Source organism: Nocardia bovistercoris, from assembly GCF_015674855.1.
Classification (GTDB): Bacteria; Actinomycetota; Actinomycetes; order Mycobacteriales; family Mycobacteriaceae; genus Nocardia; species Nocardia bovistercoris.
Genome location: NZ_JADMLG010000006.1, coordinates 361,699 through 380,748 on the forward strand (window position 1 = coordinate 361,699; position 19,050 = coordinate 380,748).

The following is a 19,050-nucleotide window of genomic DNA, read 5'->3' on the forward strand; positions in this document are numbered from 1 at the left end:
GCTCCCCGGGGTTCTATACGGGCGCGGGCGGGGTTTGTGAGCGACGGGGGGCCCGCGCCACGGCCGCGAACCGTCGCTCGTCGGGCTCGCTCCTGACGGGGCCGGGTAAGTGGGGATGTTGCGGGATTGGGGTTGAGCGGTGGGTGGTGGGGATGGGGCCGAATCAGTCGGTTGCCACTGCTTGTTCGCGTGCCCACCGGTAGTCTGCCTTTCCGGCTGGGCTTCGCTGGATTGCGGGGCGGAACACTACCGCCTTGGGCAGCTTGTACCGAGCCACCGACTCTGCCGCGTGGTTCACCAGTTCGTCGGGCTCGGCGCTGGCGCCTTCGACCAATTCCACGACCGCGACCACTTCTTGGCCCCACCGTTCACTGGGTCGCCCTACGACCAACACGTCCGCGACCGAAGGATGCGAGGAGATCGCGATCTCGACCTCTTCGGCGAAGATCTTCTCCCCACCGGAATTGATGGTCACCGCGTCACGCCCGAGCAGTTCGATGCTGCCACTCTCCAGATGCCGAGCACGGTCACCGGGCAGTACGAACCGCACACCGTCGATCACAGGGAACGTCGCTGCCGTCTTCACCGGATCCCCCTTGTACCCCAACGGAGTGAACTTCCGCTTGGCGAGCCATCCGATCCCGTCGTGCCCCGCCTCGAGCACGGATCCAAGGTCCTCGGATACGACACGAGTGTCCAGCCCCGCGGTGAACGTTCCGGTGGACACGAACCCCGCCGCCGACACATGCGAAAGCTGCGTCCCGGTCTCCGAGGAACCGACCCCGTCCAGCACAGCCAGCCCCGGCAACGCATCGATCCACTGTTGTTTGATGGTCGGACTGAGCACCGCCCCGCCGTTGGCCAACGCCACCAGCGAGGACACGTCCGCGACCTTCGATTTCACCGCGGCCAGCAACGGCCGAGCCATGGCGTCACCGACGACCACCACGATGGCGGCCTTCTCACGTTCGATGGCCCGCACGATCTCCGCGCCGTCGATCCGGTCGACCACCGGCGAGAACACGATCGTCTGCCCGCTGGTGAGCGCCGTCAGCACCGCCCACTGCGCCGCACCGTGCATGAGCGGCGGCAACAGCATGAGTTTGACACCGGGATTGGCCGCCGCCCGCTCCCGGACCTCGTCGTAGGAGGCCACCGCGACACCGCTGTTCACATCGCGCCCGCCACATCCGGCCATGTAGATGTCGTGCTGGCGCCACAGCACACCTTTCGGCATGCCGGTGGTCCCGCCGGTGTAGAGAACGTAGAGGTCGTCGGGCGAGGGCTGCACCGGCAGCGGTTCCGGCGCGGTCTCCGCGATCACCGTCTCGTAGTCGACCGCGCCGTCGAGCAGCGGGTTACCGGAGTCGTCGGCGATCTGGATGAGCACCCGCAGGTCGGGCAGTTCGGCGCGGATCTCGGCGACCCGCGGCGCGAACACGGCGTGGTAGATCAGCGCGGTGGCCCCGGCGTCGGCCAGCAGGTATTGCAGTTCGCTCTTGACGTAGCGGTAGTTCACGTTGAACGGCGCGACGCGGGCGCGGAACGAGCCGAGCAGGCTTTCGACGTATTCGTTGCCGTTGTAGGCGTAGATCCCGAGCAGGTCCTGCCCGACTTCGTGGCCTGCCAGCCCGTCGCGTTCGGTGTGCGCGCCGAGTCCGCGCGAATGCAGGTAGGCGGCCAGTCGCTTGGACCGTTCGGCTACCTGGCCGTAGGTGTAGCGCCGATCGCCGATGATGATGAGTTCCCGGTCCGGCAGCGCCGCGACGGCGGCGTCGGCGGCGCCGACGAGGGTGAATTCCGGCGAATCGGATGCGGACAACGTGACTCCTCGAAAGTTGTGGCAGGGGTTCGCGGGGTGGTTCAGGCGGTGGGCGCCGCACCGGGCAGCTTGCCGCGCACCCGGCGGCGGTTGCGCCGGTGCGCGGTGCGCAACGCGATCTCGACGAATTTCGCGGTTCTGCGCCCGAACGGCGGCGCGGCGATGCTGGTGACCGCGAAGGGCAGGTCGGTGCTCGCGACCGTGCGCATGTGGCTGAAGGTGTCGAATCCGGTCTTGCCGTGGTAGGCGCCCATGCCGCTGTGGCCGACGCCGCCGAACGGCGCTTCCTCGGAGTACATGTGGATCGCGAATTCGTTGCGCGCGATGCCGCCGCTGCGGGTGTTGGCGACGAAGCGACGGAAGTCGGCGCGGTCGGGCCCGTACCAGTAGGCGACCAGTGGCGACGGGCGCGCGTTGATGTGGTCGATGACCGTGTCGAGGTCGGTGTAGGGCCGGATCAGCAGGACCGGGCCGAAGATCTCCTCGTTCGCGATCGGCATGTCGTCGGTGACGTCGCGGATCAGCGTGGGCGCGATCTTGCGCGCGGTGGCGTCGGGCAGTGTCTCGCCTTCGGGGGCCAGCTCCTCGATGTGCGCGCCGCGGGCGCGGGCGTCCTCGACGAGACCGACGATCCGTTCGTAGTTGGCGGTGTCGACCGAGGCGGTGTAGTCGTCGTTGGCCAGGATCGCGGGGAACATCTCGCGCAGCTTGCCGCGCAGCGTGTCGACGAACCGGTCGATGCGGTCGGCGGGGACGAACACGTAGTCGGGGCAGACGCAGACCTGGCCGCCGTTGACCATCCTGGCGCGCGCGATTCGGTCGGCGGCGCGGTCGAGGTCGGCGTCGGCGGCGACGACCACCGGGTTCTTGCCGCCGAGTTCGAGGGTCACCGGCACCAGGTTCTCGGCGGCGGCGCGCTGCACGTGCCGCCCGACGCCGGTGGATCCGGTGAAGAACAGGTGGTCCAGCGGCAGCCGGGTGAAGGCGGCGCCGACGTCGGGTCCGCCGGTGACGACGGCGAGTTCGGCGGGGTCGAAGTAGGTGGCGGCCAGTTTCCTGGTCAGTTCCGCGGTGTGCGCGGTGACCTCGGACATCTTGATCATGACCCGGTTGCCCGCGGCGAAGGCCGAGGCGGCGGGCACGACGACCAGTTGCAGCGGGAAGTTCCACGGCCCGATGATGCCGACGACCCCGAGCGGGGACGGATGGACTTCGGTGCGCAGACCGGTCAGGCGTCCGAGCGGGGTGGGTTTCGCCGGTCGCATCCACCGGGCGGTGTGCTTGCGGGTGTTCTCGATGGGCGAGAGCATGCCCATGATCTCGGCGAACATGGTGCCGGTGCGCGAGCGGGTGCCGAAGTCGCGCGACATCGCTTCGACGAAGTCGTCGATGTTGTCCAGCACCATGGCGAGCAGCCGGTCGATCCGCTCGCGCCGCACCGCCGCGGTCGGCGGTCCCTCGGCGAGGAACGCGCGGCGTTGGCGCTCGAGGATGGCGGCCAGTTCGGCGGGATCGGTGGACTCGCCGATCGACGGGGCGAATTCGTCGGCCGCCGCGGGTTTTTCGGTTGTTCCGGTATCCATGGGTGATAACTCCGGTGTGCGATGTCGGTTCCGGTCGAGCGACCGTCGTCGAGGTCGGCGATGGCGGGCGCGCCCGTGCCGTCGTCGCGCGAGGGCCGCACGCACGGACCGGAAGGCCATCCAGTAATGGCAACTGTAACAGCGATCCGAGGTAGCCCGCAGCAAGTCCGGCGAATGAATTTCACAGGCGGGCGGGCCGAGAAGGGCCACACCGGCGCGGGCCGACGAACGGGCTGCGCCGGTATCTACCGTTGCGCTTACGATATAGCATACGATATAGACTTCCGGTGTACGGTCCAGTACTGAGAACGGCTCCCGGTCGACCGCAGGTCGGACCCGACGGGTGATACTCGCCGTATGACAACACGAGGAGAGCACGTGAGCGGCCGACACACCGACAAAGTGGCATTCATCACCGGCGCGGCCCGCGGCCAGGGACGCGCGCACGCCGTGCGACTAGCGGGCGAGGGCGCCGACATCATCGCCGTCGACATCGCGGGCCCGCTGCCCGAGGCGGTGCCCTACGACTCCGCGACCCCGCAGGATCTCGAGGAGACCGTGCGGCTGGTCGAGGCCACCGGACGCCGCGTCATCGCCTCCTCCGTCGACATCCGCGACCTCGACGGCCTGCGCAAGGCCGCGGACGCGGGCGTCGCCGAACTGGGACGCCTCGACATCGTCGTCGCCAACGCGGGCATCTGCATCCCCCAACTCTGGGACGACATCACCCCCGAGTCGTGGCGCGACGTCATCGACATCAATGTCACCGGCACCTGGAACACCGTGGTGGCCACCGCCCAGCACGTCATCGACGGCGGACGCGGCGGCTCGATCATCCTGATCAGCTCCGCGGCGGGGGTGAAGATGCAGCCGTTCATGGTGCACTACACCGCGAGCAAGCACGCCGTCACCGGCATGGCCCGCGGCCTCGCCGCCGAACTGGGCAAGCACAACATCCGGGTCAACAGCGTGCACCCCGGCGCGGTCAGCACCGACATGGGCACCGGAACCATGGTCGACGAGCTCACCCGCACGATGGAATCCAATCCGCAACTGGCGCACATGACCACGCCGTTCCTGCCCGCGTGGGTCGCCGAGGCCGAGGACATCGCCGCCACCGTGAGCTGGTTGGCCGACGACGAATCCCGCTACATCACCGCCGCCCAGATCTCCGTCGACCTGGGCTCGACCCAGTACTGAACCCCGGTCACGCCGAAAGGATCAATGCCATGGCACTTCTCGAGGGCAGGGTCGCGGTGGTCACCGGCGCGGCGCAGGGCATCGGCCTGGCCATCGCCACCACCTTCCTGCGCGAGGGCGCGCGGGTCGTCGTGGGCGACCTCAATCCGGACGCGGCCGCCGCGGCGCTCGACACCGACAAGGTGCGCGCGGTGCGCTGCGACGTGACCCGCGCCGAGGACGTCTCCGCGCTGTTCGACACCGCGCTGACCGAATTCGGCGGCGTCGACATCATGGTCAACAACGCGGGCATCACCCGCGACGCGAGCATGCGCAAGATGACCGAGGACGATTTCGACCAGGTCATCTCGGTGCACCTGAAGGGCACCTGGCACGGCACCCGGCTGGCCGCCGACATCATGCGCGAACAGAATCGCGGCAGCATCGTCAACATCTCCTCGCTGTCGGGCAAGGTCGGCATGGCGGGCCAGACGAACTACTCGGCCGCCAAGGCGGGCATCGTCGGACTCACCAAGGCCGCGGCCAAGGAGGTCGCGCGATTCAACGTGCGCGTCAACGCGATCCAGCCCGGACTGATCCGCTCCCCCATGACCACGGCCATGCCGGAGAAGGTATGGGATCAGAAGATGGCCGAGATCCCGATGTCGCGGGCGGGCGAACCGGAGGAGGTCGCGGGCGTCGCGCTGTTCCTGGCCTCGGATCTGTCCTCGTATATGACCGGCACCACGCTCGAGGTCACCGGCGGGCGGTTCATGTGACCGAGTGGCAGGCGCACACGGTCGTCACCGAGGAGTACGTCGACCCCGCGCCGGTCGCCGCGCTGAGCGCGGTGCTCGATTCCGGCGCGCCGCCGGTGGGCGCGGGCGATCCGCTGCCGCCGCTGTGGCACTGGGCGGCGCTGGCCCGCTGGCCTTTCTCCTCGGCGATCGGTCCCGATGGGCATCCGGCGCGCGGGTCGTTCCTGCCGCCGGTGGAATTGCCGCGGCGGATGTTCGCGGGCGGCGAGGTCGAATTCCGCGGGCCGATCGCCGTCGGCTCGACGGTGCGCCGCGAGGCCGAGGTGGTGTCGGTGACGCCGAAGACCGGACGCACCGGATCGCTGGTCGTGGTCGTCGTCGAGACCCGGCTGTACACCGATGCGGACACCCCGGCGCTGGTGGAGCGACAGAACCTCATCTACCGGGAAGCCGCCGCGACCGATCCGGTCGACCGCACGCCCCCGGTCATCGATCCGGTCGGGACGCCGCTGATCCGTACGGCGGCCTGGGAATGGGACCTGCGCACCGATCCGACCGTGCTCATGCGCTTCAGCGCGGCCACCGCCAATCCGCACCGCATCCACTACGACTGGCCGTACGCGACCGGAGTCGAAGGCTATCCGGGGTTGGTGGTGCACGGCCCGCTCATGACGATCGCGCTGGCCGAGACCCTGCGCCGGGAACGTCCCGAGCAGACCCCGACGCGGCTGCGCCACCGCAATGTGGCCCCGCTGTTCTGCGCGGAACCCGCGCGCATCCGTCTGCGCGCGGACGCCCGCCCATCCGCGGACAGCACAGCCGAACTCGTTCTCGCCGTCCTATCCGGCGCGGACACCGAACACACCGTTGTGACCGCCGAACTTCCCGGAGGCCGTGATCATGCGTGAAGCAGTGATCTGTGAACCCGTCCGCACTCCCATCGGCCGCTACGGCGGCGCCTTCGCCGCGCTGACCGCGGTCGAACTCGGGGTGATCGCGCTGCGCGGCCTGCTCGAGCGCACCGGCATCGCCCCCGAGGCCGTCGACGACGTGATCCTCGGGCACTGCTACCCCAACAGCGAGGCACCCGCGATCGGCCGGGTCGTGGCCCTGGACGCGGGCCTGCCGGTCACCGTCGGCGGCATGCAGGTCGACCGACGCTGCGGATCGGGTCTGCAAGCGGTGATCAACGCGGTCATGCAGGTCGAGAGCGGCGCGGTCGACGTGGTCGTCGCGGGCGGCGCGGAGAGTATGACCAATACGCCGTTCTACTCCCTCGACATGCGCTGGGGCGGCGCGCGCGGCGGCATCCGCGTGCACGACGCGCTGGCCCGTGGCCGCGAGACCGCGGGCGGCAAGCACCATCCCGTGCCCGGCGGCATGCTCGAGACCGCCGAGAACCTGCGCCGCACCTACGCGATTCCCCGCGAGGAGCAGGACCGGCTCGCGCTGCTGTCACATCAGCGCGCCGTCGCCGCCGCCGAGAGCGGAGCCAGCGCGCAGCAGATCATCCCGGTCACCGTGACCGACCGCAAGGGTGACACCGTCGTCGACACCGACGAACATCCGCGCGCCGACACCACCCTGGAATCACTGGCGAAACTCAAAGCCGTCCGCGCGAAGATCGACCCGGAATCCACGGTCACCGCGGGCAATTCCAGCGGGCAGAACGACGCCGCGGCCATGTGCCTGGTCACGACCCGCGAGAAGGCCGACGAGTTCGGCCTCACTCCGCTGGTCACCCTGAAGTCCTGGGCCGTCGCGGGCGTGCGCCCCGACATCATGGGCATCGGGCCGGTCCCGGCCACCGAGGCCGCGCTGCGCCTGGCCGAGTTGTCCCTGGCCGATATCGACCTGATCGAACTGAACGAGGCATTCGCCGCGCAGGCGCTCGCGGTCACCCGCGAATGGAAATTCGCCGACTCCGACTTCGACCGCACCAACGTGCACGGCTCCGGCATCTCCCTCGGCCACCCCGTCGGCGCCACCGGCGGCCGGATGCTTGCCACCCTCGCCAGGGAACTGCACGCCCGCCAGGCCCGCTACGGTCTGGAGACGATGTGCATCGGCGGCGGCCAAGGTCTGGCCGCGATCTTCGAGAGGGCGCTCTGACATGACGATCCGAACCTTCACCTCGATCGAGGAACTGTCCTCGGCGCTCGGCGAGACCATCGGCCCGGGGCCGTGGCTCACCGTCGACCAAGCCCGCGTCGACGCCTTCGCCGAATGCACCGGCGACGACCAGTGGATCCACGTCGATCCCGCGCGCGCCGCCGACGGCCCCTACGGCGCGACCATCGCGCACGGCTACCTCACCCTGTCGCTGCTGCCCTTCCTCGGCCGCGACGTCTTCGGCCTCGACTTCGGCAACGCGCGCATCAACTACGGCAGCAACAAGGTTCGCTTCCCGGCCCCGGTCCGGGTCGGCACCAGGGTGCGCGCGAGCGCGACACCGGCGGATCTGCGCGTGGAGGACGGGCGCGGACTGCTCACCGTCCGATGGGTGATCGAGAACGAGGGCAACGACAAGCCCGTGCTGGTCGCCGAGACCCTGACGGTCGTGGTGCTGTGACGGAGCTGTCGGCGCTACGGCCGCTGGCAGGTCTGCGCGTCGTCGAGATCTCGAGTTTCGTCGCGGCGCCGCTGGCCGGGATGACCCTGGCCCAGCTCGGCGCCGACGTGATCCGCGTCGATCCGATCGGCGGGGCCGCCGACGTCAACCGCTGGCCGCTCACCGAACAGGGTGCGAGCATCTACTGGACCGGGCTGAACAAGGGCAAACGTTCCCTGGTCGCCGATCTGCGCACCGCCGAAGGGCAGGACCTCGTCGCGCGGGTGATCACCGAGAGCGGACCGAACGGGGGCATCCTGCTCACCAATGCGGTCGGCCGCGCCTGGCACGGTTACGAGGCATTGGCGCGGCGCAGGCCCGACCTGATCCACCTGGAGATCTCCGGGCGCGCGGACGGCTCGACCGCGGTCGATTACACGGTCAACGCCGCCACCGGGTTCCCGCTGGTCACCGGGCCCGCCGAACATCAGGGACCGGTCAACCACGTGGTACCGGTCTGGGATGTCACCTGCGGCCTCTACGCCGCGCTCGCCATCACCGCCGCCGTGCGCCACCGCGACGCCACCGGCGCGGGCAGCAGGATCGCCGTCCCGCTCGACGACGTCGCCCTCGCCACGGCGGGCAACCTCGGCTTCCTCACCGAGGCCGCGCTGTGCGGGCGGGAACGGCCGCGGCTCGGCAACGCCATCTACGGCCAGTACGGACAGCATTTCACCAGCGCCGACGGCGTCGCCTTCATGGTCGTCACCCTGACCGGCAGGCATTTCCGCGATCTGGCGCAGGTCACCGGCGCCGCCGCGGCGGTCGCGGCGCTCGCCGAGGCGCTCGGCGCGGACTTCGCCGACGAGGGCGTCCGCTTCCGATACCGCGACGTGCTCACCGGACTGTTCACCACCTGGTTCCGCGAGCATTCCGCCGCCGATATCGCCGACGCGCTGGCGGGGACCTCGGTGCTGTGGGACCGCTACCGCAGCTTCGCCGAGGTCGTCGCCGAGCCGAGGGTGACCGACAACCCGCTGTTCACCGTGCTCGACCAACCCGAACTGGGCGAACACCTCGCTCCGGGATCACCGGTGTCGGTGAACGGCGAACACAGCCCCGCTCGCGTCGCACCCCGGCTCGGCGAACACACCGCCGACATCCTGGGCGCCGAGCTCGGCCTGTCCGAGGACGCCATCGCCGAACTCCGCGCCGCGGGAGCTGTCGGCGCCGACATCAAGGAACGGACCTCGTCATGAAACTCGCGCAAACCCACGGCCTGACCGAGGTCCAGACCGAGATCCTGAACACCGTGCGCACGTTCGTGGACAAGGAGATCATCCCGGTCGCCCAGGAACTCGAGCACGCCGACGCCTACCCGCAGGCCATCGTCGACCGCATGGCCGAGATGGGCCTGTTCGGAATCATGATCCCCGAAGAGTACGGCGGACTCGGCGAATCACTGCTCACCTACGCGCTGTGCGTGGAAGAGATCGCGCGCGGCTGGATGAGCGTGTCCGGCGTCATCAACACCCACTTCATCCTCGCCCACCTGATCACCCAACACGGCACCGCCGAACAGAAACAGAAATTCCTGCCGCGCATGGCCACCGGCGAAGTGCGCGGCGCCTTCTCCATGTCCGAACCCGAACTCGGCTCCGACGTCGCGGCGATCCGCACCAAGGCGGTGCGCGACGACTCCGGCTCCTACACCCTCAACGGCCGCAAGATGTGGCTCACCAACGGCTCCACCGCGACCGTGGTCGCCACACTGGTGCGCACCGAGGAAGGCCGCGAACGCCCGCACGAGAACCTCACCACCTTCCTGCTGGAGAAACCCGCGGGCTTCGGCGAGGTCGCGCCCGGACTCACCATCCCCGGCAAGATTCACAAGATGGGCTACAAAGGCATCGACACCACCGAGATGCTGCTCGACAACCACATCACCGGCGGCGACACGGTGCTCGGCGGTGCGCCCGGTCAAGGGTTCAAGCAGATGATGGACGGGGTCGAGGTCGGGCGCGTGAACGTGGCGGCACGCGCCTGCGGGATCGCGCTGCGCGCCTTCGAACTCGGTGCGCGCTACGCCCAACAGCGCAGCACCTTCGGCAAACCGATCGTGCAGCACCAGGCCATCGGGTTCTCACTCGCGGAAATGGCGACCAAGGTCGAAGCCGCGCACCTGATGATGGTCAACGCCGCCCGGCTCAAGGACTCCGGGCAGCGCAACGACGTCGCCGCCGGCATGGCCAAATACCTCGCCAGCGAATTCTGCAACGAGGTCACCCAGGCCAGCTTCCGCATCCACGGCGGCTACGGGTACTCCACCGAATACGAGATCGAACGGCTCATGCGTGAAGCACCGTTCATGCTGATCGGCGAGGGCACCAGCGAGATCCAGAAACGCATCATCGAGAAGGGCGTGCTGCGCGACTACCGACTCTGAGCCGCTACCGATCCTCGGAATCCGGGCGTCGCCACAGCGGCGCCTGGAGCGCGGACACGGTCTCGACCAGGGAGTGGTGCAGCTGGACGAGGTCGCCCGGATAGACCCGTTCGCTGCCGACGCCGATACAGGACACGCCGCAGTCCAGGGCGCGCACCGTGCTGTCGATGAGGGTCTCGTCGACGAAAGTGAGCACCGGGTTGTCCGCCCAGGCCAGCGAGATGCCCCATTCCACGATCAGGCGCGTCGGCAGTTCCGGATCGCAGAGGGAGTCGCGGCCACGCTTGGCCGAGGACTCCTCGCGCAGGAGTTGGGACACGATCGCCAGGCCCGCGACGGTGCGACCGACCAGATCGGCCGACACCGGATGGATCGGCCCGAGCGTGTCGGCGTCGATGTCGGGCAACGGCGGCTCGTCGGTCGAGGCCAGCAGGCGGCAGCACGGCTCGACGTCCGAGATGTCCGGTGGGGGCGAGTCGGGGTGTCGGAGCGGACCTGCGTCCGTGTCGAAGGGGGATCGGACTACCGTTGTCCGACCGAATTCGTTGAGGACTCTGTCCACGCGCACCCGTCCTTCCGCGATCCGGGGGTACGGGTTCATCCTGCCACTGTGTTTCACAGCGGCTCTTCGGAATGGTTTACGGGCTGTGTTTATTTTGCGTCGACTTCGTCGCCGCGGGTTCGCGGCCCCTCGGTCTCGCGTCCCAGCGTTCGATACTTGCTCCTGCGTCGCATCGTCTCGAACGCTGGGACGCGAGACGGCCGCGAACCGTCGCTCGTCGGGCTCGCTCCCGACGGGGCTGAGTGGGTGGGGATGTTGCGGGTTTGGGTTTGGCCGTTGGGGCTGGGTTGGGTGGGGGTGTTGCGGGTTGGGTTGAGCGGTGGGGCTGGGTGGGGCGAACCGTCGTTTGTGGGGCTCGCTTCCGGTTGGGGCGGGGTGGGTGATGTTGCGGGTTGGGGTTGAGCGGTCGGGGTGAGATGGTTGGGAGTTGTTGGTTGTCGGGGCTTGCTCCGAGCTGGGTGGGGTCAGGGGATTGCGACTCGGCTTGCCAGCCAGCGGCCGTCGACCAGTTCCATGGTCATCGCTACTCGGCTGCGGTCGACGCGGGGGTCGGCTGAGGCGGTGTTGGTGACTGTCTGGTCGATGAACAGCAGGACTTCGACCTTGGTGGGGGAGGCCGATTTCACCGCGGCGTCCAGGACGGTGCCTTTGCCGGTCGCCTTGTTGTCGAGCAGCAGTTGGCGTAGTTGGCCGCTGGAGCGGGTGTACATGTCCTTGAACTCGCCGGTGGAACCGTCGAGGACGGCAGTGAAATCTCGGTCGAGGTTGCCGGAATCGACGCTGGTCAAGGTCACGGCGTAGGCGCGCGCGGCGGCGAGACCGGCTGCTGCCGCGTCTTCGGTATTGTTGTCCTGCTTCAGTTTCCAGCCGAATACGATCGCCAGCACGAGTGCGACCACGGCGACCGCGATCACCAGCGGGACGCGGATCTTGCGCCAGATCAGCATCGCGACCATGCGGCGGATCGCCCATTTGGACGGCATGACGAACTCGGGCTCGGCGGAACCCTCGGTCTTGTCCGCCGACTCCTTACGCACGGACACGGGCGCCTCGGTCGCGGACTCCGCGGCTGCCGACCCGGTGCTTGTCGTAGACGCGGCAGCAGGCTCGACGGCGGCGGCGGAGGTGGCGGGCTCGGCGGCGGCGGGCTCGGCTGTGGTGGTGGCAGGCTCGACGGCGCCGGGCTCGGCGGCGGGCTCGGCGACCAGGGTGGTATCCGTTTTCTGGGTCATCACTATGTCCTCGTGTCGACGGTTGGTGGTGGGGTCGATCACCGGGGCGGTGCGGGGATCGACTGGCCGGAACCGACCAGCGGCAACGGCAGGGGCAGGGAGTACGGCCCGATCGGGGTCGGGGTGGCCGTACGGTCGGCGGGCTCGCCGGGGGGCGGCGGGCCGGCGATGCGCTCACCGGGTGGGCGTGGGGCGTTGTGCGCGCCGCGGACCAGCACCGATGGGTCGGTGTCGGCGCAGTAGGTGTAGAGGTAGGGCTCCGGGTAGTCGGCCAGCGAGGGCGGCTTGCGTGGCAGGTCGTATTCGCAGGTGTAGCGGGGATACAGGCTCACCAGGCCCCACAGGCCGCCGTCGTGCATGACCTTGATCAGGGCTTCCAGGGTCGAGCCGTCGCGCTGGGTGGGGTAGAAGAACTCCCGCATGGCGGGCACGCGGGAATTCGTCACCTGCGCGACGGTCGACAGGCTGGTCAGCATGCCGACCACGTCGGCGGAGTTGTCGGCCAGCACCGCGTCCAGTGCGGCGAGGGTGCCGGGCGCGGCGTCGAGTACCTCGACGAATCCGCCGGATTTGGCTTCGACTCCGCGCATGAACCGCGCGGCGTCGGTGGAGAACCGGGTCAGTGCGGGGGCGCCCGCGCCGACCGTCGACAGCACCGTCTTGCTGTCGCGGATCAGGCCGACCGTCTGCGGCAGCACCGAATCCAGGGTGGAGACCAGGAAGATCCCGCCGTCGATGATGTCCTTCAGTTTCCGCGGACCTTCGGGTCCGACGCCCAGTTCATCGATCACCGACGCGAGCTTGCCCGGATCGACCTGCGCCAGGGTGTTGTCGAGCGATCCGAGCATCTGCCACAGCGGCACCGGCGCCGAGGTCCGCACGCGGGCGATCTCCGCGCCGTCGGCCAGGTACGGCCCGGTCGTGCGCGCGGGACGGAAGTCCAGGTACTGCTCCCCCGCCGTGGACAGGCTCGTCACGTCGACGGTGCCGTCGTCGGGCACCCGCACGTCCGCGTCGATGGTGGCGACCGCGACCACGCCGTCCGGCTCGAACTCCACCGAGCCGACCTTGCCGATGGGGACCCCGCGCATCGTCACGTCCTGGCCCGGCAGCAACCCGCCGGATTGCGCCAGATGCACCCGCACCGTGATGGTGGCCGCGGTCGGGTCGACCCCGAGCGCGCCGAACACCAGGTAGGTCGCGCCGATGGCGGCGGTGACGCCCAACGCCACCGCCGACAGGCTGAGTCGATACGGGTGTCCGCCGCGCACCGCGCCGACCAGCAGCCGCGCGGGCGCGTCCGCGATCGCGGCGACGATCCCGACGAGTCCACGGCCGTCGGCGCTCATCGCGGCGGCCCGATCACGCGGTCGCGGAGTTTGAGCAGGGTGTAGGTGAGCGAACCGACCAGCGCCTGCCAGTCGCTCGCGTCGGGCACCCGGTTGCCCGGATCGCCGCGGTGGTTGGGATCGGGCAGTGCGCCGATCGCGAAGTCCTGCAGGTCGACATTGCCGTGGGCCGATGTCCCGCTGGCCAGTTTGATGACCGTCGGCAGCAGCGCGTTCATCGCCGCGAGGCTGCCTTCCGGGTTCAGGACGGCGTCGTTGAGCCCGATCGACAGGCGGTTCAGGTTCGCGATGATCCCGCCGATCTCACCGCCTTGCAGCACGGGGAACATCGACAGCTGCTCGGTGATGCCGTCGACCTGGCGCACCAGCGTCAGCGCCTGCTGCGCGTGCGCGTTCAAGGTCGTCGAGACCGGGCCCGCGGCGCTGACGAAGTCGTCGATCACCACGCGCTGGGCGGCGAGTTCGCTCACGAGCCGATTCGTTTCGGCGAGCGCGAGGCGGATGTCGTCGGATCGGGCCGCCAGCGCGGTCACCAGTTCGGTCGACTGGTCGAGCAGGGCGCCGACGTGGTCGCCGCGGTCGCCGACCGAGCGGCCCATGCCGTTGACGATGCTGGTCAGATTCCGGATGGCGCCGCCGTTGACCAGCAGCGATGTGGTGGTCAGCAGTTCTTCCACGGTGGCGGCGGCCGATGTCGCCTGCTGGGCGATGGTGTCGCCGTCGTGCAGCGCGGCCGTGCCGGGTGCGGCGTCGGCGGGCGCGTCGAGGGCGACGTACACGTCGCCGAGCGGTGTGGCCGTGCGCAGTTGCGCGCGCGTGCCGACGGGGAGGATGACGTCCTCGCGGATCCGCAGCTGGACCTGCGCCGTGTAGTCGGAGACTGTCATCCGGGCGACCTCGCCGACATCGGCGCCCGCGAGCCTGACCTTCGCCTTGTTCGGAAGATTCAGCGCGTTGGCGAAATTCGCGGTCACGGTGTAACCGCCGCCGCCGGAGCCGGGGGCGGCCAGCGGCAGATCGCCCAGTCCGACACCGCATCCGGAGGTGGTCGTCAACACTGCCGCCGCGACGGCCGCGGTCGCCAGGACGGAATACCTACGTCTCATCGGGGCAACCTACTCATCGCGTCCAACATGTCGGTGATGCCGAAATCGGGTCCGAAGTCCTGCAACGTTCCTGTGCTGCAACCCAATTGGCGGAGGCCGAGAATATTGCAGACCTCTTTGACCATCTGGCCGTCGAAGGCGACCCGGTCGATCAGCGCGTGGATGCGGGCGCCGCCGAAGTCCTGATCCACCGCGTTGTAGCCGTTGGCCAGCAACATCGGTGTCAGATCCAGGAATTCGGCCAGCTGATCGCGGTAGTCGGCGAGCGCCTTCAGCACCGTCGCGGTATCGGCCACCGCCGAGTGCAGTTCGCCCCGGTTCGCGGTGAGCAGTTCGTCGGCCTGGCGCAGCACCGAGGTGATCTGCGCGCCGGTCGTCCCCGATCCGATGTCGAGCTGGGCCAGCATGTCGCCCAATTGCACCGAGGCAGCGCCGAATTCGCGGATGACCTGGTCGCCGCGCGCGGCCGCCGCGACCAGTGTGGACAACTCGTTCACGATCTCGGTGACCGTGTCGCGGGTCTGTGCGCCCGCGTCGTCGCCGAGGCGCAGCGCCCGCGACAGTTCGTCCATGGTGGCGCGCAATTCGTCGCCGTTGCCGCCGGTCGCCGAGGAGGCCACCGCGAGCAACCGCGCGATCGGACCGTCACCGGGCTTTTGTCCCTCGAGATCGCCCGAGAGCCGGTCGGCCATCGAGATGAGTCGATCGACGCCGACCGGAGTCCTGGTGCGATCCATCGCGAGTCGTTCGCCGTCGCGCAGGGTGTCGCCGCCGCGGTACACGGGGGTGAACTCGACGTGGCGGTCGGTGAGCACGGAGGTCGACAGTGTCACCGCCGTGGCGTTCGCGGGGATCCGCACCGACCCGTCGACGCGCATCGTCACATCGACGTAGGCGCCCTTCGGATCTATCCCGGTCACCTCGCCGACCGGCATGCCGAGCACGGCGACGGCATTGCCCACGTAAAGTCCCGCCGCGTTGTCGAATTGGGCGACCACCGTGATGTCGTCGGGACCTCGGTGCAGCGGGCCACTGGCACAACCGACCACCGCGCACAGCGCGAGCACGGCCGTCGCTCGCAACGCCCTGAACACAACTCTCATTTGCAGTCCTCGAAATACCGTCGCAGGTTCGCGGATTCGGCACGGCCGCTCAGTGCGCACATCCACGAGTCGACGAGCACGCCGCCGGGAGCGTTGAAGTCCACGGAGTTCCCGTTGCCGGACGCGTTCGTGAGATTGCGGACCGCGACCGGCAGGATCTCCATGGTGTTGCGCAGCAGGTCGTCGTGGCGGGCCAGGCTGCCGAGCAGACCGTTGAGGCCGTCGATCATCTGGTCGAGCTTCGGCCGGTCGTCGACGACGATGCCGCGGACCTGATCCACCAGCCGCGTGGTCGCCGACATCAGCAATTCGATGGCTTGGCGCCGCCCGGCGATATCGGTCAGCAGATCCCGACCGAGCGTCATGATCGCGGTGACGTCGCCCTGCTGTTCGGTGACCACCGAGGTAAGTTGCCGCACCCCCGCCAGCAGCGAGCCGAGCTCGTCGCGGCGGCTGCCGAGGATCGCCGCGAGCGACCTGATGTTGGTGAGCACCTCGGGCAGCACGGCGGGAACGCCGTCGAGCTGGGTGGCCAGCGTGTCGAGGGAGCGACCGAGTTGCGCGGCGTCGACCTGCTCGAAGGTGGTGGTCGCGTTCTCCAGGGCCTCTTGGAGGTCGTAGGGAACGGCGGTGTGCGACAGCGCTATTCGCCGGTTCGGAAGTGCGCCGGAGCCCGCGGGCTGCACCTCGACGTAGCGGGCGCCGAGCAGCGTGGTCAATTTGATCGACGCCTTGGTCTCCGCGCCGAGCGGGACGTCGTCGGCGATCCGCATCGTGACCAACACCCGGTCGCCCGCCAGCTCCTGTCCGGTGACCGCCCCGACCTGCACGCCCGCCACGGTCACGCCGTCGCCGACGCGCAACCCCGCCGCCTGCGCGAATTCCGCCTCGTAGGTGCGCTCGCCGACGCCGAGGGAATTGAATCCGATCGCCGCGGCCAGTACCGCGAGCAGCGCCGCCAGTGCGATGACGCCGACCACGCGCGCGTTCTGCTCCTCGAGCGGGCGCCGCGCCATCGAGCGCAACCCGCGAAACTTCGGTGACGATGTCATGCCGCCCTCACCTGCATATCGGGGATTGCTCGACGGCGCCCGACGTCGAGGCCATCCTGATGATCGCCGGGATGAGGTCCGACAGCGCCGGAAGCACCGTGAAATTCAGATTGCACAGGTACACATTGAGATTCGCGCCTTCCTGACCGACACGGGCGATACCCTTCAGCAGCGCGGGCAGATTGAAGCCGAGGTATTCGAACTGGGCCTTGTTCTGTTCGAAATGCCGGGTGAAACCGGGCTCCCTGGTCAGCAGCCCCTCCAGGGCGGGCCGGTCCTCGGCCACCACGGTGGCCATCCGATCGGCCACGCCCGAAACCTCGGTGAGCGTGGTCATCAACTCCGCGCGGTGGCGCGCGAGTCCGTCGACGATGGAACGGGTCTGGGTGAGCAGGGTGCCGAGTTCGGTGCGCCGCGTCGCCAGGTTCTGCACGACCTGGTTGAGGTTGGTGATGACCGCGCCGAGCACCTGGTCGGGTCCGGCCAACGACTGCGCCAGCGTCGACATCTGCTCGATGAGCATCGTCAGCGATCCGGCGTCGCCTTGCAGGGCCTTGACCAGCGCGGCGCTCACATTGTCGACCTGGCGCGGGTCGAGTCCGCCGAACAGCGGCTCGAAACCGTTCAGCAACGCCGAGAGGTCGAACGAGGGTTCGGTGCGCTCCACCGGGATCTCGGCGCCGGGCCGCGCGACGGTGCGGTCGCCGGTCTTGCCCGGCGCGAGGCCGAGATAGCGCTGGCCGATGACGTTCTGGTAGGTGATCGCCGCCGTGGTGTCGCCGTAGACGCGCTGGTCCTTCGCGACCCGGAACTTCACCCTGGCCCGCGTGCCCGTGAGTTCGACCGCGTCCACGCGCCCGACGCGCACACCGGCCATCCGCACGTCGTCGCCGACCCGCAGACCGGTCGCGTCGGTGAAAATCGCCGAATACGAGGAGGTCTCGCCGTCGACGCCGCGGTTGAGGGTCACGAACGTCATCCAGATGAGCGCGAACGCGACCACGAGGAAGAGGCTGAGTCCGATCACCGATCGCCGGAAGTTCATCGCGGCGCACCTCCTGTTCCCGGTATTCCGGTGGTGAGCAGTTGGGACAGCACCTGTTCCGCGGCATTGGCGTCGCCGCCGAGTACCCGGCCGATCAGATCCTGTAGTTCCGGCGTGAGCGCGGGCGCCTTCACCGATCGCGGATCGAGCGAGGCGGGCAGCGGCTGGGGCGCGGAAGAGACCGGCGCGGTGCGGCAACTCGGACCTTCGAGCTCGCCGTAGCGGGGGCAGTCGGCGCGGACGTACGCGGTGTCCGGGGTGAACCTGATCTGGAACTTTCCGGTGCCGCTCTGGGTCTTCTCGTTCCAGAACTCGGCGAACCACACATCCGAGAGCCGTCGGATGCGGCCGACGATCGGGCCGAAAGTCGAACTGCCCGCGGCGAATACGTCGAGGACCGGGGTGAGCTGGTCGGTGGCCGTCACGATCTCGTCGACGTGCCGGTCGAGTCCGCCCTCGACCGTCGACAGGGTGCCGGTGCCCGCGGCGAGCAGGTCGCGCAATCGGGCGTCCTGCTCCACTACCGTGCGCATCGGGACCACCGCGTGGTGCAGTACGTCCAGCAGATCAGGCGCGGCGGTGGCCAATCCTTGCACCGATTCGGTGAGCGCGGCGATGGTCGACGGCTGCCCCGGCGGCGCGATCTGCGCGGACAGTTCCGCGGTGATGCGCTCGAGTTGCGCGCCCGCCTCGACGATGTCGGTACCGCGCCGGTCGGTGGCCTTGGCGACCGACGCCAGCACACCCACCGTGCCGCTGGTGCCGATCCGCGCGGTGGCCGCGACGATATCGCGCAATTTGGTGAGCGCGGTCTGCAATTGCACGGTCGAAAGGCTGGTGTCCTGCGGGATCTGCGCACCCTCGCGCAGCGAGCGCCCAGGGCCGTTGTCCACCAACTGCACCGAGGACACCGCGAAGATATTGCTCGGCACCACCCGCGCGGTCACCGAATCCGGAATGCTCGCCAGCGATCCGGGGTCGAGGCGCAGCCGCACCCGACTGCGCCCGCCGTCGATGGCGGGGATCACCTCGGCGACCGTGCCGACCAGCACGCCGCGGAATTTCACGTCCGAATTCGGCGGCAGCCCGTCGCCCACTTCGGCGAGCATGGCCTCGACCTCGGCCTTGGTCTCGAAGGTCCCGGCGGACTTCAGCAGCACCACCGTGACCCCGCCCGCGACCAGCGCCACCAGCAGCACCCCGCGCAGCAGCAGGGCAAGCACCGACGGCCCGCGCCCGTCCTTGTCGAACAGCACCGACAT

17 protein-coding genes are annotated in these 19,050 nt (G+C 69.1%); 7 read left to right on the forward strand and 10 right to left on the reverse strand.

The window, feature by feature from the left end; translation table 11 throughout:
• Nucleotides 1–163: 163 nt before the first annotated feature.
• Both IT779_RS17235 and IT779_RS17240 read right to left on the reverse strand, forming a co-directional pair.
• Complete coding sequence (locus IT779_RS17235; RefSeq protein WP_196150328.1) at nt 164–1,822, reverse strand: acyl-CoA synthetase; 1,659 nt, start codon at nt 1,820–1,822, stop codon at nt 164–166.
• Between the two features lie 41 nt (nt 1,823–1,863).
• The gene (locus IT779_RS17240; RefSeq protein ID WP_196150329.1) at nt 1,864–3,405 is read right to left on the reverse strand and encodes a coniferyl aldehyde dehydrogenase; all 1,542 of its coding nucleotides are present in this window, start codon (nt 3,403–3,405) and stop codon (nt 1,864–1,866) included.
• 357 nt (nt 3,406–3,762) lie between these two features.
• Between IT779_RS17240 and IT779_RS17245 the strand changes: the two genes are divergently transcribed.
• The 7 genes from IT779_RS17245 to IT779_RS17275 are packed head-to-tail and all read left to right on the forward strand — an operon-like array spanning nt 3,763 to nt 10,339.
• Nucleotides 3,763–4,605 carry a mycofactocin-coupled SDR family oxidoreductase gene (locus IT779_RS17245; RefSeq protein WP_196150330.1) on the forward strand — a complete coding sequence of 281 codons (843 nt, stop codon included), beginning with the start codon at nt 3,763–3,765 and terminating at the stop codon, nt 4,603–4,605.
• Nucleotides 4,606–4,634: 29 nt separating this feature from the next.
• The gene (fabG, locus tag IT779_RS17250) at nt 4,635–5,363 is read left to right on the forward strand and encodes a 3-oxoacyl-ACP reductase FabG (RefSeq protein ID WP_196150331.1); all 729 of its coding nucleotides are present in this window, start codon (nt 4,635–4,637) and stop codon (nt 5,361–5,363) included.
• Nucleotides 5,360–6,250, forward strand: a complete 891-nt coding sequence (locus IT779_RS17255; protein WP_196150332.1) for an FAS1-like dehydratase domain-containing protein — start codon at nt 5,360–5,362, stop codon at nt 6,248–6,250. The genes fabG and IT779_RS17255 overlap by 4 nt, the downstream gene beginning before the upstream one ends.
• Nucleotides 6,243–7,454, forward strand: a complete 1,212-nt coding sequence (locus tag IT779_RS17260) for an acetyl-CoA C-acetyltransferase (RefSeq protein ID WP_196150333.1) — start codon at nt 6,243–6,245, stop codon at nt 7,452–7,454. The genes IT779_RS17255 and IT779_RS17260 overlap by 8 nt, the downstream gene beginning before the upstream one ends.
• Nucleotide 7,455: 1 nt before the next feature.
• Complete coding sequence (locus IT779_RS17265; RefSeq protein ID WP_198428588.1) at nt 7,456–7,914, forward strand: MaoC family dehydratase; 459 nt, start codon at nt 7,456–7,458, stop codon at nt 7,912–7,914.
• Entirely contained in the window at nt 7,911–9,152 is a 1,242-nt protein-coding gene (locus tag IT779_RS17270; RefSeq protein WP_332838842.1) for a CoA transferase, read from the forward strand. Before IT779_RS17265 ends, IT779_RS17270 begins: the two co-directional genes overlap by 4 nt.
• Complete coding sequence (locus tag IT779_RS17275; RefSeq protein ID WP_196150335.1) at nt 9,149–10,339, forward strand: acyl-CoA dehydrogenase family protein; 1,191 nt, start codon at nt 9,149–9,151, stop codon at nt 10,337–10,339. Before IT779_RS17270 ends, IT779_RS17275 begins: the two co-directional genes overlap by 4 nt.
• A 4-nt stretch (nt 10,340–10,343) precedes the next feature.
• Here the strand turns inward: IT779_RS17275 and IT779_RS17280 are convergent, their stop codons facing one another.
• The 8 genes from IT779_RS17280 to IT779_RS17315 all read right to left on the reverse strand — a co-directional run bounded on the left by IT779_RS17280 (nt 10,344) and on the right by IT779_RS17315 (nt 19,050).
• Nucleotides 10,344–10,940 (reverse strand): hypothetical protein, encoded by a 597-nt coding sequence (locus IT779_RS17280; RefSeq protein ID WP_196150336.1) that lies wholly within the window; start codon nt 10,938–10,940, stop codon nt 10,344–10,346.
• A 425-nt stretch (nt 10,941–11,365) separates the two neighbouring features.
• Nucleotides 11,366–12,133: a hypothetical protein gene (locus IT779_RS17285; protein WP_196150337.1), complete on the reverse strand. Its 768-nt coding sequence runs from the start codon at nt 12,131–12,133 to the stop codon at nt 11,366–11,368.
• 38 nt (nt 12,134–12,171) lie between these two features.
• A complete protein-coding gene (locus tag IT779_RS17290) occupies nt 12,172–13,482 on the reverse strand; it encodes an MlaD family protein (protein ID WP_196150338.1) in 1,311 nt (436 codons plus the stop codon).
• Complete coding sequence (locus IT779_RS17295) at nt 13,479–14,588, reverse strand: MlaD family protein (RefSeq protein ID WP_196150339.1); 1,110 nt, start codon at nt 14,586–14,588, stop codon at nt 13,479–13,481. The genes IT779_RS17290 and IT779_RS17295 overlap by 4 nt, the downstream gene beginning before the upstream one ends.
• Nucleotides 14,585–15,691 (reverse strand): MCE family protein, encoded by a 1,107-nt coding sequence (locus tag IT779_RS17300; RefSeq protein ID WP_196150340.1) that lies wholly within the window; start codon nt 15,689–15,691, stop codon nt 14,585–14,587. The genes IT779_RS17295 and IT779_RS17300 overlap by 4 nt, the downstream gene beginning before the upstream one ends.
• On the reverse strand, nt 15,688–16,743 hold the full coding sequence (locus tag IT779_RS17305) for an MCE family protein (RefSeq protein WP_232541818.1): 1,056 nt from the start codon (nt 16,741–16,743) through the stop codon (nt 15,688–15,690). The genes IT779_RS17300 and IT779_RS17305 overlap by 4 nt, the downstream gene beginning before the upstream one ends.
• Before the next feature lie 7 nt (nt 16,744–16,750).
• Nucleotides 16,751–17,788, reverse strand: coding sequence for an MCE family protein (locus tag IT779_RS17310; protein WP_196150341.1), 1,038 nt, complete (start codon nt 17,786–17,788; stop codon nt 16,751–16,753).
• The gene (locus IT779_RS17315; RefSeq protein WP_196150342.1) at nt 17,785–19,050 is read right to left on the reverse strand and encodes an MlaD family protein; all 1,266 of its coding nucleotides are present in this window, start codon (nt 19,048–19,050) and stop codon (nt 17,785–17,787) included. The genes IT779_RS17310 and IT779_RS17315 overlap by 4 nt, the downstream gene beginning before the upstream one ends.